The 15927-nt window shown below is 50.2% G+C and carries 16 protein-coding genes; 8 read left to right on the forward strand and 8 right to left on the reverse strand.

Annotation, left to right across the window (positions count from 1 at the left end; all coding sequences use genetic code 11):
- Positions 1 to 205: 205 nt before the first annotated feature.
- Positions 206 to 433: a hypothetical protein gene (locus NSQ24_RS03120; RefSeq protein ID WP_339167225.1), complete on the forward strand. Its 228-nt coding sequence runs from the start codon at positions 206 to 208 to the stop codon at positions 431 to 433.
- A 26-nt stretch (positions 434 to 459) separates the two neighbouring features.
- Here the strand turns inward: NSQ24_RS03120 and istB are convergent, their stop codons facing one another.
- Together istB and istA are read right to left on the reverse strand one after the other, a co-directional pair.
- Positions 460 to 1182: an IS21-like element helper ATPase IstB gene (istB, locus tag NSQ24_RS03125; protein ID WP_122915621.1), complete on the reverse strand. Its 723-nt coding sequence runs from the start codon at positions 1180 to 1182 to the stop codon at positions 460 to 462.
- Positions 1182 to 2690, reverse strand: coding sequence for an IS21 family transposase (gene istA, locus NSQ24_RS03130; protein ID WP_024985313.1), 1509 nt, complete (start codon positions 2688 to 2690; stop codon positions 1182 to 1184). Before istA ends, istB begins: the two co-directional genes overlap by 1 nt.
- Positions 2691 to 3421: 731 nt before the next feature.
- Here istA and NSQ24_RS03135 point away from each other — a divergent pair.
- The 3 genes from NSQ24_RS03135 to NSQ24_RS03145 are packed head-to-tail and all read left to right on the forward strand — an operon-like array spanning position 3422 to position 5758.
- Positions 3422 to 3583, forward strand: a complete 162-nt coding sequence (locus NSQ24_RS03135; protein ID WP_031932603.1) for a hypothetical protein — start codon at positions 3422 to 3424, stop codon at positions 3581 to 3583.
- 33 nt (positions 3584 to 3616) lie between these two features.
- Entirely contained in the window at positions 3617 to 4084 is a 468-nt protein-coding gene (locus NSQ24_RS03140; RefSeq protein WP_003389897.1) for a cytochrome c oxidase subunit II, read from the forward strand.
- 15 nt (positions 4085 to 4099) lie between these two features.
- Positions 4100 to 5758, forward strand: coding sequence for a b(o/a)3-type cytochrome-c oxidase subunit 1 (locus NSQ24_RS03145; RefSeq protein WP_003389896.1), 1659 nt, complete (start codon positions 4100 to 4102; stop codon positions 5756 to 5758).
- Between the two features lie 292 nt (positions 5759 to 6050).
- Here the strand turns inward: NSQ24_RS03145 and NSQ24_RS03150 are convergent, their stop codons facing one another.
- On the reverse strand, positions 6051 to 6797 hold the full coding sequence (locus tag NSQ24_RS03150) for a glucose 1-dehydrogenase (protein WP_122958074.1): 747 nt from the start codon (positions 6795 to 6797) through the stop codon (positions 6051 to 6053).
- 190 nt (positions 6798 to 6987) lie between these two features.
- Here NSQ24_RS03150 and NSQ24_RS03155 point away from each other — a divergent pair, with 190 nt between their 5' ends.
- Positions 6988 to 7620: a nitroreductase family protein gene (locus NSQ24_RS03155; protein WP_024983324.1), complete on the forward strand. Its 633-nt coding sequence runs from the start codon at positions 6988 to 6990 to the stop codon at positions 7618 to 7620.
- Positions 7621 to 7701: 81 nt separating this feature from the next.
- On the opposite strand, the gene NSQ24_RS03160 is transcribed toward NSQ24_RS03155, so the two are convergent.
- From NSQ24_RS03160 to NSQ24_RS03170, 3 genes are read right to left on the reverse strand one after another with little or no spacing between them, the layout of a single operon-like run.
- Positions 7702 to 9117, reverse strand: a complete 1416-nt coding sequence (locus tag NSQ24_RS03160; protein ID WP_039070395.1) for a HAMP domain-containing sensor histidine kinase — start codon at positions 9115 to 9117, stop codon at positions 7702 to 7704.
- On the reverse strand, positions 9104 to 9814 hold the full coding sequence (locus NSQ24_RS03165; RefSeq protein ID WP_003389892.1) for a response regulator transcription factor: 711 nt from the start codon (positions 9812 to 9814) through the stop codon (positions 9104 to 9106). The genes NSQ24_RS03160 and NSQ24_RS03165 overlap by 14 nt, the downstream gene beginning before the upstream one ends.
- 35 nt (positions 9815 to 9849) lie before the next feature.
- Positions 9850 to 11217, reverse strand: coding sequence for a hypothetical protein (locus NSQ24_RS03170; protein WP_024983326.1), 1368 nt, complete (start codon positions 11215 to 11217; stop codon positions 9850 to 9852).
- Positions 11218 to 11544: 327 nt separating this feature from the next.
- Here NSQ24_RS03170 and NSQ24_RS03175 point away from each other — a divergent pair, with 327 nt between their 5' ends.
- The 3 genes from NSQ24_RS03175 (at position 11545) to rpmG (ending at position 14208) form a co-directional block, all read left to right on the forward strand.
- Positions 11545 to 12504, forward strand: a complete 960-nt coding sequence (locus NSQ24_RS03175) for a hypothetical protein (protein WP_024983327.1) — start codon at positions 11545 to 11547, stop codon at positions 12502 to 12504.
- Between the two features lie 286 nt (positions 12505 to 12790).
- Positions 12791 to 13999: a GTP-binding protein gene (locus NSQ24_RS03180; protein ID WP_327969998.1), complete on the forward strand. Its 1209-nt coding sequence runs from the start codon at positions 12791 to 12793 to the stop codon at positions 13997 to 13999.
- 59 nt (positions 14000 to 14058) lie between these two features.
- Positions 14059 to 14208, forward strand: a complete 150-nt coding sequence (rpmG, locus tag NSQ24_RS03185; RefSeq protein WP_003389887.1) for a 50S ribosomal protein L33 — start codon at positions 14059 to 14061, stop codon at positions 14206 to 14208.
- Between the two features lie 102 nt (positions 14209 to 14310).
- On the opposite strand, the gene NSQ24_RS03190 is transcribed toward rpmG, so the two are convergent.
- Both NSQ24_RS03190 and NSQ24_RS03195 read right to left on the reverse strand, forming a co-directional pair.
- Complete coding sequence (locus NSQ24_RS03190; protein WP_003389886.1) at positions 14311 to 15477, reverse strand: cation:proton antiporter; 1167 nt, start codon at positions 15475 to 15477, stop codon at positions 14311 to 14313.
- Positions 15478 to 15764: 287 nt separating this feature from the next.
- Entirely contained in the window at positions 15765 to 15893 is a 129-nt protein-coding gene (locus NSQ24_RS03195; RefSeq protein ID WP_003389885.1) for a hypothetical protein, read from the reverse strand.
- Between the last annotated feature and the right edge of the window lie 34 nt (positions 15894 to 15927).

The raw sequence follows: 15927 nt of genomic DNA on the forward strand, positions 1-15927 counted from the left end.
CTTGAATATAGGATTGGAGGAATTAAAAATGAGAAAAAATAAATTAGTTCATTCGTTCTTGTCCGTTGCAGTAACGACTGCTTTCCTTTTTACCGGATATTCCTAAGTATTAGTCCCAAGTGTTCATGCTGAACAACAAAAAAATGATTATGATTTAGAATTGCTCCTAGAAATTGCTAAATCCAATTTAGAAGAGCAGACTACGGTGCAAAACGGTGTAATTGTAAACGGCTTTAAAAACCATAAAGAAGCAGGTGTAAGCAAAGAAGCTTTTGAAAAATTTGAAGAGATTTTGAGTTTCGCAAATAACGAGATTAGAAAAGGAAATATTGCTATCGGAAAAAACATTTTAGATATAAAAGCGGATATAATAACAACGAATTCTGATTCAGCTTGTTTTTGGCAAGTAAGAAATGTAGCAAATGGCAATTAAAAATGTACCACTTGCCAACCCCTAAATTATTTACCGTGTAATAGCGATTCTTTGTATCGATGGCTTTCGCCATTGAAGACGATCAAATGAGAGTGATGAATCAAGCGATCAATAACTGCCTCTGTTAAAATTGGATCACCAAATATATGATTCCATTGGCCAAACTGTAGATTGGTCGTGATAATAATACTTTTTCTTTCGTAGCACATGGAGATAATCTGAAATAGCAGTTCTGCACCTTGTTTATGCAGAGGAATATACCCCAGTTCGTCGAGTATTAACAGATCTAGCTTCTCAATATGGTTAAAGAATCGGCTCAACGAGCCAGTCTCGTGAGCGTCTAGCAGCCGATTGACTAATCCAGCGACAGTAAAGAACTTTATCTTTTTCCCTTGCTGCTGAATGGCATTTAAGCCAATCAGAGTGGATAAGTACGTTTTCCCCGTTCCCACACCGCCATAAAAGATCAGATTTTCTTTCTCCTCTATAAATCCACCATGAAGGATATGATCCTGCGTGAGACCTTGTCCCATCTGAATATGACCCCATTCAAATGGCTTTCCTGTTATTCTTGGCAAGGAAGATTGTTTAAAGAGCAGATTGATTTTCCGTACTTCTCGTTGTTGTATCTCGTTTTCTAGTATTTTGAGTAAGTACTCTTCATTTGTAGTAGCTTCAACCTCATGGAAATGTTGCCGAACCCAACTCAACTTGAGACGCTTTGAATATTCTTTTATCAATGCATCCACTAGTGATGACCTCCCGTTCCCTTAAAAAATTCATTGTAATGGGCTAATCCTCTAGTGGCTGTTGGAACGGCAGGAACAAAACCTTTCGGTTGGATGGTATCCCTTTGTCCACGGCCATTCATGAGTTGATAATAGATCTGCTTAATAGAATCAACGGCTGGGTGACCATTCTCAGAGGCAAGCTGCAAAGCTTGCGTGGGTATTTTCATATCATCGTTTTTTAAAATGACGGATAGTAGCTGGAGAGCTTCTTGCTTCTCTGGGACCGTGCAATTCGAGAGATAGACTTGCCATTCGATTGGCAATTGTTCATAAAAACTTGTGTATTTAATAGCAGTTGGCCGTTTTGCCATCAATATCAAATATGGCTGCCAAATCACTGATTTTGGCTCTTTGCCATACAGCCTGGGATGCTGTACGATCAGCTCATATTCTTCAGTTAAAATATCGACTCGGTCAAATGAGATCTTTGCCAAAACCATACATTTGGCAAAACGGGGAGACGTTGAGTAGAGTTTATTTTCGACTCGGATATATCCGTATTTATCCGCTTTTACTCGTTCATATCGGATACAATCAAACTCTTTGGCAGGTAATTGAAGAAGGTGTTCCTTGTCTGCCAAATATAGTTCGGAAAGCATGGTTTCTTTCACATAATGAGGTCTCTCCCGATCTTTCTCGGCTTTTTTCCAAAGGGTTTCGTTTAGCTGATCAAGATTGTGTATCTGCAACTCAGGAAGCAGGAAGTTGTTGCGAACGTACTTGACCATCGCCTCTACGTGCCCTTTTTCATTGCCACTACCGGGATTGCAAAACTCGTATTCAAAGTCATAATGAAAAACGAAGTTTTGAAATTCCTCCGTCAGTTCACGCTGACCATTTGGCATGATCTTTTTCACCGCTGGTGATAAATTATCAAATCGAATGACCTTTGGAACTCCACCTATATAGTGAAAGATACGCTTTAATCCCTCCAGAAAGCATTCTCGATTCTGAGACTGGAAAACTTGAAAGTAGAACGTGTTGCTATAAGGAAACGAGAGAACGAGGAATGGCAAGGTAACACTTTCTCCCTGATATTTGAATGGTGCTTCTCCAAAATCAACTTGAGCTGATCCAGGTCTCGTTTCCAATGGCAATGCCGCAGCATCACTTGTCTCCGCTAACTGGTGCTTACGTTGGGAAACATATTGTCTGACAGAGCGAGATGATCCTGTAAATTGGTATTCCTCCACTAATTGCGTGAACAAGCGTTGTGCTGTTCTTCGGAACTTCTTTTTCTTGTTCAAGTCCTCTTTGATCCATTGATCAAGAATAGGTTTAACGGGCTCCATGACTCTAGCTTTTCGAATTTGCTTGGGCTTTTCTTGTAGATTGAAATCATCCATTTCTGCATACTTCTGAACCGTCCTTGAATCACGATTCATTTGTTTGGCAATCTTGCTATAAGCTCGCCCTTTTTTGTTTGCCTCATGCCTGATATAATTAATTTCTGCCACTGCTAACATCTCCTAACTTTATACCTCCCGTCGTCTGTAATGCCCAACAGGAGTGTATTTTGATAAGGGGATGTTGGCAAGTGGTTTTTTAATTTATGCAGCCCCTACGGGTCTGCATAAATTAACTGCCATAACCTACATTTTTAGTCTGCCATAAACATTCAGCTTGCAAGAATAAAAATTCCTCTGCAAAAGTTCAACCAGCAGCCATTTTTGATGAATACTATGTAAGTGCAAGCAAAGCTTCTAAAATTGGTAAAGCGTTAGCTGCGGGTGCTGGAGCTGCTGCATTAGCATCTGAATTCGGTCTCCCGTTGGTTGTAGCAGCTGTATTAACTGCATTGTATGGAGCAAATGAATTATGCAATTGGAATAATGGTGGGTATACGATTTACTACAGAACGATTCCTGTTGGACCTGTTCCGGTAGTAGGGTATTGTGTTCCAGATTAATCACTCGGTTCAAGAAAATTAAAGAAGCATACTGATCAGTAGCAAACCCAATGATGGGCATGTCAGATGCCAGGCTGGAAGTTGGCGCCGGGATTTCAACCGGCGCCAGCTTTTTTGTTGCAACTTCGCCATTGTTGTACAAAATGTGTCAGGAATCGGGGAATATCGGGAGGTTCCCGGAGCATTTTAGGGGTTTTCCCTGAATTACACCGCAACTGGCCGGGGGGTAGAATGAAGGCGTAAAAAGGAATAACGCCGGTCACGGTTTCAGGAAAGGAGGAGCGAGCCGTGGAGACGAGAACAGATACGCAGCGTCAGATGGACAAGGCGAAGAAGCCGCAGCCTGAGTCGCAAAACCTGAAAGGGACATTTATCGCTGTATTGCTGGTAGGCGCAATCATACTCCTAAGCTGGTTTGGTGTGTTCGGACTATTCCTGGGTCGTGCATAGAAGAGCGAGTTCAAAGAGAAAGGAGAGGAAACGATGCATCTGCACCGTTATGAAAAAATCTGGCTGTCCCTGGGAGCAGGGGGCCTCGCGTTATTCATCGTGCTGCTGTGTGTGAATGCCTTCGCGATGGGAATGGCTCCTCCGAGCAACATGGAAATGATCGATCCGGCCAAAGTGACAGAAACGCCTCCGTTCGACAACCCTGGCCTGAAAAAGCTGAGTGACAACGAGTACGATGCGTACATGACGGCGTTTGCTTTCGGCTTTGCGCCCAATAAAATGGAAGTTCCGGTCGGTTCCAAGGTGAATTTTCACGTCACCAGTCCGGATGTCGTCCACGGATTTCAAATACCGGGAACCAACGTCAACTTCATGGTAATGCCGGGCCATATCAACTCTGCATCCTACACCTTTGACAAACCGGGAGAATACCTGATCTTGTGCAACGAATACTGCGGCGCCGGCCACCAGGTGATGGCGACCACCATTATTGTAAAATAGAGGCAGGTGAATAACATGAATCATACAACAATCGGGCAGGCGCAAGTCGACCGTCCTACGGCTCGTCTCAGTCTCGCTTACGTTTGGGTCGCCTATGCGGCGTTTGGCTTGGCTGCACTGGCCGGGATGCTCCAAGGAATGGTGCGGGGCGGACTTGTCGAACTGCCCAGCTGGACGAATTACTATCAGATTTTGACCGCGCACGGAGTGTTAATGGCACTTATTTTTACGACGTATTTCATCATCGGATTCCTCTTGTCCGGGGTAGCCAAAACGACGGGAGGCTCTCTGCACGGAACTGCCCGCGGGCTCGGCTGGACAGGATGGGTGCTGATGACTGTCGGGACAGCGATGGCTGTCGTGACGATCGTCACGAACGACGCTTCCGTTCTCTACACCTTTTACGCGCCGCTGAAGGCGTCGCCGTACTTCTACATCGGGGCTGCGCTCCTGGTCGTCGGGAGCTGGTTTGGCGGATTTGCCATCTTTAGCAGCTACCGCAAATGGAGACGGGAAAACAGAGGCAAGCTGTCTCCACTGTTTGTCTACATGTCAGTCACAACTTTTGTTCTGTGGTTGATCGCGACCGTTCCGGTTGCTGTGGAAGTTCTGTTCCAGCTCATCCCCTGGTCTCTGGGCTGGACACCGAGCATTAACGTCATGCTCAGCCGTACCTTGTTCTGGTTCTTCGGCCATCCGCTGGTGTACTTCTGGCTGATGCCTGCGTATATCGCCTGGTACGTCTGCGTTCCGCGCGTCATCGGCGGCCATGTATTCAGCGATTCGCTCGCTCGGCTTGCTTTTATCTCGCTGCTTCTGTTCTCCATGCCGGTCGGCTTCCACCATCAGCTGATGGAGCCGGGTATTTCCGCAGGCTGGAAAATGATACACGTCATTTTGACGCTGATCGTTGTCGTACCGTCGCTGATGACTGCCTTCTCCATGTTCGCCACCTTTGAAACAACGGGGCGGAAAAAGGGAGGAGTGGGACTGTTCGGCTGGTTTAAAAAGCTGCCGTGGTCCGATGTCCGCTTCTTCGCGCCATTCGTCGGCATGCTCTTCTTTATCCCGGCAGGTGCCGGCGGGATCATCAACGCCAGCAACCAGATGAACGCGGTCGTACACAATACGATCTTTGTCACCGGCCATTTCCACATTACAGTAGGTGCCGCTGTCGCTCTGACCTTCTTCGGTGTCAGCTATTGGCTTATCCCTGTGCTGACCGGGCGGACATTGACCCGTACAGCCAACCGCATGGGGATGGTACAAACCGTATTCTGGTCGGTGGGAATGTTCCTGATGTCGTTTGCGATGCACTATTTGGGCCTGCAAGGAACGCCTCGCCGGACGGATTATACCACCTACATGGATCATCCGCTGGCGCTCGGCTGGATGGATTACCAACGCGTCATGGCGTTTGGCGGCGGGCTGCTGTTCGTAGCGGCTGTACTGCTGATCCTGATCCTGGGCTACCTGACCTTCTATGCCCCGAAAGGAAAGACCGAATACCCGATCGCGGAAACAGAGGCGGAGCAGCATACGCCCCGGATTCTGGAACGCTGGCCGGTATGGGTGGGCGTACTGCTCTTCCTTATCGTGATGGCATACGGCATTCCGATCGCCGATCAGCTGACCCACAATCCGCCTGGTTCGCCACCAATTCGCACCTGGTAAACGTTGGGACAAATGTAAAAAGCAAAGGCAGAAGCAAAAGCAGAAGCAAATGCAGAAGCAAAAGCAGAAGCAAAAGCAGAAGCAAAAGCAGAAGCAAATGCAGAAGCAAAAGCAGAAGCAAAAGCAGAAGCCACAACAAAAGCCACTCGGTTTTACGCCGAGTGGCTTTTCAATTTGAGTGAAGAAATTTTTGTCCATAGAATTTGTACATAGAAAGAAAAACCGCCTTCCTGCATATGGAGAAAGGCGGCTCAACGAAATAATCGAAAGCGAAGTTCGTTAGAGAGCGAAGTCAAGGCAGATAAATCATTTTCCGAGTCATGCCCCCGTCGAGGACGAGCTCGGTACCGGTGACAAAGTCGTTCTCGTCGTCGGTCAAAAATAGGCAGGCCCGGGCGACGTCTTCCGGACGTCCTACGCGGCCGGCGGGATGCTGCTCATGATCCTCCGGACGGAGTGCTTCTTCGTCGCCCGTTTCGATCCAGCCAGGGGAGATGGCGTTGACGCGAATACGGTCCGGACCGAGGGAAAGCGCCAGAGCGTGAGTCAGAGCAAGAATGCCGCCTTTGGAAGCGGCGTATGCCTCGGAGTGGGGCTCGGACATGTGGGCGCGCGTGGAGGAGAGGTTGACGATCGCGCCTCCGCCGGTTCTCCGCATCAACAGTGCGGCTTCCCGCGAGCAGAGAAAGACACTGCGGAGATTGGTATTGATCACTTGGTCCCATTCCTCTACGGACAGCTCATACGGAGACTTCCATGTGGATACCCCGGCGTTGTTAATCAGGATGTCCAAATGGCCCCAGCGCTCCGCGACTTCCTCCATCAGCCGAATAATATCGGCAGGAGAGCTAACATCCACTTGCTGAAAAAAGACGTTTCCTCCGGCATGGCTGATTTTTGCCGCAGCCCGTTCCCCCAATTCCCGGTTTTTTTCGGCAATGCAGACTCTTGCACCCCGGGCGGCATACATGGCGGCGACAGCATAGCCGATACCTTGTCCTGCACCGGTAACGACGACAACTTTTTCGGAAAACGGCATAACGGAACCCTCCTAATGAAGTAGATATAGCGGTGCATGAAATAGCAAGGATAGCTGAAAACTGAAAGCGAAGCGTACCTTCATACATACAACTGCAAGATATACAAAAATAGGCTGGAAATGCAGTATGTAACTATAGTAAAGTAAGTATTGACTTTGCTACTTGATGAAATAAAGGAGGATGTATATCATGCAAACAGACATGAAACTCACTGCTGAGCAAGCTATGGAAGCGCGTCACAGCGTCCGAAAGTACGATCCCAATGAAGCGATTCCGAGAGGAGTACTGAATGAAATCCTGCGGTTAGCAGCTACAGCTCCATCCTCCTGGAATCTGCAGCACTGGCGCTTTCTGGTAGTAACGGATCAGGCTCACAAGGAACGCCTGCTGCCGATCGCCCACGGTCAGGAACAAGTGGTGAAAGCTCATGCAGCGATTGTGATTTTGGCTGATCTGGAGGCCGACAAGTCGGCTCGCCCCGTTTACGATGGAGCTTTGGCTCAAGGCTACGTAAGCGAGCAGGTGCGCGACACGATGATCAGCCAAATCGAGAACGCATACCGAGACAACCCGCAGCTCGCCCGCGATGAAGCGATCCGCAACTCTTCCCTGGCAGCCATGCAGCTGATGTTGGCCGCCAAGGCAAAAGGCTACGACACTTGCCCGATGTGTGGATTCGACAGAGAGAAGCTGATCCAGGCTTTCAATATTCCTAGCCGCTACTTGCCTTCGATGATCATTACTTTGGGCAAGGCGAGCGCTCCTGCCCATCCTACGCAGCGATTCGGACTGGATGAATTGGTGATTGAAAACAGCTTTTAATACGGATGAAAGAAGGAAAACGCTCGCGTGGTCGGGCGTTTTTTGTTGGCTGAATTTGTTTGTTGGTTGGCCAAATATCGGCTATACGCTTTTCTCCTCAGGGGTGAGGCTTTGTGCCAGCGGCAGCTCGACCGTTACCGTCGTTCCTTTGCCCAAGGTGCTCGACACGGAAAATTGGCCGCCGTGCAGGTGAACGATCTCTTTGCAAATGGCAAGACCGAGACCGCTGCCTGATCGCTTGGATTGTCCCTTGAAAAACCTTTCCGTTATATGGGGCAAATCTTTCGGGGCGATGCCTTCCCCTGTGTCGCTGACCAGCACTTTTACATGCGTCTCATCCGTCTGACATGAAATCTGGATAGAGCCTCCGCGTAAAGTGAATTTGAAAGCATTGTCCAGCAGGTTTACGAAGATCTGCTTCATCCGATTGGGGTCCACCTGCACGGGAACAGGAGAGGGCGGGATATGGACGAAAAAGTCAATGCCCTCGTCCTGTGCCCGAAGGCCGAATTGAATCCGCACATCCTCTACAATATCGCGCAGATCGAGGCGCTCCGTCGATAATTTCAGTTCACCGGACTGAAACTTCGAGAAATCGAGCAGCTCTTCTACCAGACCAATCAACCGGTCCGTCTCCTTGGAGATGACCTCCAGCCCCAGCATCGTCTCTTCCTTGTCCTCCAGCCCTCCGGAAATCAACGTCTCGCCCCAGCCTTTGATCGAGGTAAGCGGCGTCCGCAGTTCATGGGAAACCGATGAGATAAAGTTGTTTTTCATCTGTTCATTCTTGCTTATCTCCGCTGCCATGTAGTTAAACGCCTCGGCTAAAGTACCGACTTCGTCATTAAATTGCTTTTTTGCCCGCGCGGAGAAATTTCCGGTCGCCATCTGTGTAGCCGCCCGGGTCAGCTCCTGAATCGGGCCGACGATGCGCTTGGCGATGATCAGGCTCAACGTGAAGGCGAATAACACCACGATCACCCCGACTCCCGCACCGTACATCGCAATCCGGTATACGGCAGCGTACAGCGGCTCGGCTGAAATCGAGTAGCGCAGGACACCTACCTGCTCTCCCATGTAGACAAGCGGATTGGATACCGCGATCACCCTCTCCCGCGTGTACGGAGACTTGCCGACATACAACCCCATGCCGGTTTGCAAGGCATTGAGCACATCTGGCGTTTCGATGACCTCTGCCGTCTGAAAGCCGTAAGAGTTGAGAATGACTTTTCCAGTCAGATCAAGGACTTCCACTTTGGCGGTTTCTTCTTTTGAGACGTTTTCCAATATATAGCGGGCTTTGTCTCTCAAGTGGTAGCTGTCCGCGTACTTGTTGATAAAGTTGGTGAAGGTCGTCGATCTCGTCACCAGAGTCTCTGTGGCCGTGCCGAAATAGTAGGTATGCACAGCCCAGTAGAACAGCCCCTCAAGGACGAGGACGATCAACAGCAGGATCAGGCCAAAATGAATGACGAGCCGCGCTCTAATTCCCCTCATCAGCGGTTTCCTTTCGCCATAAATAACCATAGCCCCAGACCGTCTCGACGTATGCGGGATGGGCCGGATCGTCTTCGATTTTTTGCCGGATTCGACGGATGTTCACGTCCACTACCTTTAGATCGCCGATATAGAACTGTCCCCACACTTCGGTCAAAATGTCGTCGCGGCTAATTGCTTTGTTGGCGTTCTCTGCAAGCAGCTTGATGATGGCAAATTCTTTCGGCGTCAAATCGATTTCCTGTTTGTGCTTGATCAGCTTCCGCTCGTCGAGAAGCAGTTGGAAAGGAGGAATGTCGATAATGCGGGAATCTTCCTCCTGCACCTCGAGCGCAGTAAGCCTGCGGTGCAGGGCTTTTACCCGGGCGAGCAGCTCTGCCGGGCTGAATGGTTTGACGACGTAGTCATCTGCGCCAAACTCCAGCCCCATCACTTTGTCCAGCTCCTGGCTCTTCGCCGTCAGCATAATGATTCCCATGCGGGGAAACTTGCGGCGGAGCTGTCCGCACACTTCAAATCCGTCGATTCCCGGCAGCATGACGTCCAGGATGGCGATCTCGATATTCGGTTGGCTGTCCGCAATGGTCAACGCCTCTTCGCCAGAGGCGGCCTCGATGACGTCGCATCCCTCGCGCTTGAGATTGATGCGGACAAAATCGCGGATTGATTTTTCATCTTCTAACAGCAGTACTTTCATGTTCTCGTCTCCTTAGAAAACCGAACCGGCCGAGCTTAGAGCTGCATTTTCAACGGTCGGAACAACTGTCTGATTTCGTCCGAGGTCAGCAGCATGGCGTTGTATTCGCGCAAAGCGGCACTGCTCAGATTGTCAGGCTTTTGCGGCTGGATCGCCACGAGCACTTGCTTGCCCTGTTCTGACAATACCAGATACGGCGTCTGCTTGCCCTCAGAGGATTTTTCCATTTTCGCCCACTCCTGCTGAGGGATCGATTGGAAGGTGAGGAGGGTCGCTTTCTGCTCGCCGTTCTGACCGTAGTAGACCATGTGGGCCACGGTCGAATTGGAATCGGGATTTCGCTCAACCGTAAACTTGTCCTTCCATTTATCCGGGATGCGAAAATCGATGCCAAGCCTGGTGCTTTGGAAATGATCCTCCATATGCTTTAGGCCGCTTTTGCCATCCCACTGATAGTAGGAAGAGATCCAGGGGATTTCCGCCATGGCCATTTCGTCCGTGCCTGGCGGCTGTGTATGAATTCCTATTTCTATAATCCCGTCATCGTTAATATCTTCACTATATAGGCTGTATGGTTTAAAAGTCAGTTCCATTTCTTCCCGGGTGCCAGCCAATGGACGGAGCAATTGGCCATTTTCCAGGATCAACAGCTCGGTCATAGCGGAATGGGCTCCGAGGCCGGCTTCGATGAAAATGCCATTTTTTGTCGGGGACGCCTTGCCGATGACTGCCTGCTCGTAGCCGTTTACATTGCCGTCCAGTTGGATCTCCGTCCATTTGGACAGTTTCCCGTCCGTTGGGCCGTACACCTCTGCTTTGGATACCAGATTGTTGTTGTCGTGAACGACGAGGGCCAGCTCTTGCTCCCGATTGCCGGCAAGATCTCCTACCGCCATGACCGAATAAGGCTGCTTCAGCAGTTCCACGGGCTGATTTTCTTTTAGGGAATAGACGGAAAGCTCCTTGTTCAGGCCGTCTCCTCCGCCCCATCCGATCAGCATCTCGGGAATTCCGTCGCCGGTCATGTCAACGTAATCGACATAGTCCAATTCCCGGCCGATCCCGGTGAAAGAGGCAGTCTTTTTCCAGTTTCCGCCACTCTGTGACAAGACCAGGACGCCGATCTCGTAGTCGGTTTTTTCCGTCTTGTAAAAGGCGATCACCTCAGGCGAGCCGTTGCCTGTCAAGTCGTGAAGGGCGACAGCACTAGACTCTGCCGGGTTCAACGGCACGGTCAGCTGTGAGCCGGGGGGGAGAAACTGCATGACCGCCTGATTGATCGACTGCTGGTTGACGTCGGCCGCAGGCGCACGCATCAGTTCGTTGGGAGTATCGGTAAAGCCGCAGCCGCCGCCGGTCAGCGCGACAGACAAGACAGCCAAATACAGCCAGATTTTTTTCATCTGTCTTTTCGTTCCTTTCTGTTGGTGCTCAAATAGACGCATGATTTCATTCCCACTCTATTGTAGCTTGCCCGAGAGGTGAATTTGTTGCAAACCGGTAAAAAAAACAGACCCGCTTAAAAAAAGAATGGGCATGGAGAAACCTGCCTGCAACAATTTAGGAGGTTATACCGTTTATGATTACAGAGAAATGAAACCCATCCATTGCGAAATATGGCGGATAAGTGGATGGGACATACATGAAAAGAGGCATGACTCTGGACCTGTGCTAATGATAACAGGAGAAAAAGAGCAGGAAAGCCTGGGTACTAAGGGAGGAAGAAAGAAATGAAAGCATGGCAACGAGCGTTATGTACAGTTGTTTTGGGGGGAGCAGTCACATTGACCTCTACGTGGACGGGAGCACCCGTTCAGGCACAAGCAAGTCAGCAGACAGCAGTTCAGATCGTACGGATTGCGCCGGAGGAGTCGATCTTGTTCACGATCCAGTTCATTGACGGATTCCGCGCCAAAGTCGTGGACAACAAGACGAGAGCGACGACCTATATCGATATCAAGGAAAACAAAGACGAGTACCTGCGCAGAGGGATTTATAACAAGCAGGGGAAAGTGACGCAGCCGACTAACGGATTTTCCGACAAGCTGGCTGAGCTGGTTCCCTATGTGACCGAGAACGGGTCGATTCAATACGTGGGGCGTCAAAGAATGTGGGGACTGCACGGAAACGACCAGATCGCTCACGCTACAAGCATTTGGAAGCTGGAAAACCAGAAGCCGAAGCTTGTCGGCCTGACTGTAAGCCCGGGGGAATCAGACAACTTTCCGTCTCCTGATGTGTTCCTCAATACGGGAATCTCTCTGGATAAAGACATCACATTTGTACTCGACACCAAGTATGCCGATGTGAACGGTGACGGCATCAAAGACCATGTCATGCTGGTCGGACACAAAGAGGGAGCTGCGTTTGGCCTGCCGGTCGATGATCTGCGCATCGTCGTTCGCGAAGGAAGAAGGGGCCAGCATTTCTTTGCTTCCGTAGGCAAGCTGGATGCCGGATACCTGCCGAAGCTGAACATCGGCTATATCAACTCGGACAAAGTAAAAGACATCCTTGTGACCATTCCGACCAAAAATGGCCGCGTATACAGCGCCCTGACGTGGAAGTATACCAAGTTTGTACCTTTGATCGATCAAGCAGCGCTCAATAACCCGAAACAGTACAAGGTAACATTAGATGGCCAAGGAGTCGGGACTTCGGTTCAGAGCGTTCGGTCCGCAAAAAAATAAACATGTGAGCTTGCAAGAAAGCCGAAGATAGGAAACAGCTCCTGTCGAGCACTTTTTCATTGAATACTGACGGTTAAGGGCTGTCCCTTGTCTATCGCAGACGGGGACAGCTTTTTTTGTTTCCAGCAGAGGAGGAGCAAATAGATTCAGGCAGTTGTTAAATCGTAATGAATACGATTTATCTTGACAACTTTTGTTTGCGGGGTGTAGGATGATTGTTAAATCGTAATTGTTACGATTTATTTGTTGCGCATCACAATCCACAAACAGGGAGTTGTACATAGGCATGAGTGACAATCGGATTCCGGTAACAGTACTGAGCGGGTATTTGGGAGCAGGCAAAACAACATTGCTCAACCACGTGTTGAACAATCGGGAAGGGATGCGAGTCGCGGTCATCGTGAATGATTTGAGCGAAGTGAATATTGACGGGGAGCTGATTGCCCAGGGAGGCGGGCTGTCCCGGGTCGAGGAAAAGGTAGTGGAGATGTCCAATGGCTGCATCTGCTGCACATTGCGGGAGGATTTGCTGACAGAGGTGGAGCGTTTGGCCACTGAAGGGACGTATGACTACATTCTGATCGAATCGACCGGGATTGGCGAACCGGTGCCAGTTGCCCAAACCTTCACGTATGTCGACGAGGAAATGGGCATCGACCTGTCCCGCGTTTGCCGGCTGGACACGATGGTGACGGTCGTAGACGCCAACCGTTTTTGGCACGACTTTTCCTCCGGAGAAAGCCTGCTTGAGCGCGGTCAGGCAGCTGCAGAGGAAGATCGCCGCGATGTCGTGGATCTTTTGATCAGCCAGATCGAGTTTTGTGATGTGCTGATCCTAAACAAGTGCGATCTGGTGGAGCCGGAACAACTGGATGAACTGGAAGCGGTCCTGCGCAAATTGCAGCCGGATGCCAAGCTGATCCGGACCAGCCGGGGGCATGTACACCCGAGGGATATCCTGAATACCGGCTTGTTTGACTTTGAAAAAGCAAGCCGTTCTGCCGGCTGGATCAAAGAGCTGGAGCACGGAGAGCATACGCCGGAAACGGATGAGTACGGCATCTCTTCCTTTGTCTACCGACGCAAAAGACCGTTTCACCCGGAGCGCTTTGCGAGCTGGCTGGAGGACTGGCCGGAAGAGGTGGTGCGGGCCAAGGGCTTTTTCTGGATCGCGACGCGCAATGACCTGGCCATGACGCTGAGCCAGGCAGGAACTTCGATTGAAATCGGCGCCGCCGGGTACTGGGCCGCAGCTCTGCCTGAAGCGGAGCGGGAGGCCATCCTGGCAGAAGATCCGGAGTGGGCGAAAACATGGGATGCCGACCATGGAGATCGCCAAACCGAGCTGGTGTTTATCGGCATGGAGATGAACAGGGAAGAGATTGAGCAGAAGCTGGATCGGTGCTTGCTGACTGAGGATGAGTACCGCGGAGATTGGAGCGCGATTGCCGATCCGCTCCCGACAGCAGATACTGTCGTGGAAACAGCGCTGTGAGAAACAGCCGAATCATCAATGGGCTTTCAAGGGATGCAGCCCAAAAAGGAGGAGCGTAGATGCGCGTACAGGTAACGCTGCAATGCACAGAGTCAGGAGACCGGAACTACATCACGACGAAGAACAAGCGGAATCACCCCGAGCGGCTTGAATTAAAAAAATACTCTCCCCGCTTAAAAAAGCACACTTTGCACCGCGAAACTAAGTAAAGCTGCGGCATCCATGAAAAAACTCTCTGCCGGTTCGTCCCGGGCAGAGAGTTTCTTTGTATGCTGAAGCCAGTTGGTTCTTGGCAGATGCATTGCATGCAGCTACGCTTCTTTTCTCAGGGCAATTTGCTCTTTCCCTGTCTCTTTTTCAGAGAAGAAGATCTTCATCATCGGCGGGGTCACGATCGTGGTCACAAGGACGACGACGATCAATACAGCAAACATGCTGTCAGCCAAAAGCCCCGCCTCAAGTCCAATCGATGCAATGATCAAGGCGACCTCACCGCGAGACACCATCGCGGACCCGATGCCCCACGAGCTGCGCCAGCCGAATCCGGACACCTTTGCGCCGAGTGCTCCGCCGATAAACTTCGTCAGGACGGCCAAAATGCTAAGGCCGACAATCAGCCAGAGATGATCGACAATGCCGTTGAATTGGGCCGACACCCCGATTGAGGTGAAGAAGACCGGTACGAAGATGGAATAACTGATCGTTTCCACTTTTTCCGTTACTTCATGGCGATAATTGGTCAGGCTGATGGCGATGCCGGCGATGTACGCGCCGATAATGGCGGCCACTCCGGTGTATTCCGCCAGGTAGGCGAACAGGAAACAGATAATGAGGGCGGCCGTTACGACCGCTTCCGTCACTTTCAACGGAGCAAATTTCCGCAAGACCCACGGAACGACTTTCCAGGAGAGCAGGATGACGACCGCGAAGAAGGCCACTTTCTTGAGTACGACCATTCCCAGATTGACATCACCGCCCGCAAAGCTCATGACAAATGCGAGTGCGATGATGACCAGCACGTCGTCAATGACGGCGGCTCCCAGGATGGTTGCGCCTTCTTTTGATTTCAGCTTGCCGAGCTCCTTCAAAGCCTGGACGGAGATGCTCACACTGGTGGCAGAAAGCAGCAGACCCAGGAATACAGACTCCAGTGTGGGCAGTCCCATGGCCATTCCGGCAGCGTATCCGAGAGCGAGCGGAACGACGATGCCGACGACGCCGACATTCATGGAGGATTTTCCGCTTCGTTTAAATTCGTCTATATCGGTCTCCAACCCGGCAATAAACATCAGGAGGATGACACCGATTTGGCTGATCTCTTTCAGAATCTCCGTATTTGAGATCAGGCCGAGCACCGAAGGGCCCAGGATAATCCCAATCAGCAATTTCCCGAGGACGGAAGGCTGTCCGAGCTTGGAGCTCACTTCTCCGGCAATTTTGGAGGCGAGCAGGATCACAGCCAGTTGGAAGATTAGCATACAGTATCCCCACCTTTTTCTAAATTGTTTGCAAATGGAAAACAAGCAAAAAGAGCCTGCCACCACTGGCTCTTTTGCGAAAAAAGGCAAAAGAAAGCCACTGGTGACAGGCTCCTCCTAAAAGTTCGTGCTTTTTAAATTATATAATCATTATATCCGAATGCCGAGGTAAAGTAAAGACGTATTCCTCATTTTGCGAATGGGAAAACGTGGGATTTGGACAAGAAGAAAAACCAGCCTGACCGTAATGCTGCGGCCAGGCTGGTTGCCTATTTCCAATAATATGTTCATTTAAAGTAATCGGTCATCTGAGCAAACACATCAGCGAGAGCGTGCAAGCTTTCTGCTGTCTGGTAAGCAAACAGCGGGAGTGCAATTACAGCCAACAAAGCTTCTCCGATATACTTGGCGATCATACTGATCAACCTCCTTATTTACGACAGATTTTCT

Source organism: Brevibacillus sp. FSL L8-0520, from assembly GCF_037963895.1.
In the GTDB taxonomy this organism is placed as follows: domain Bacteria; phylum Bacillota; class Bacilli; order Brevibacillales; family Brevibacillaceae; genus Brevibacillus; species Brevibacillus borstelensis.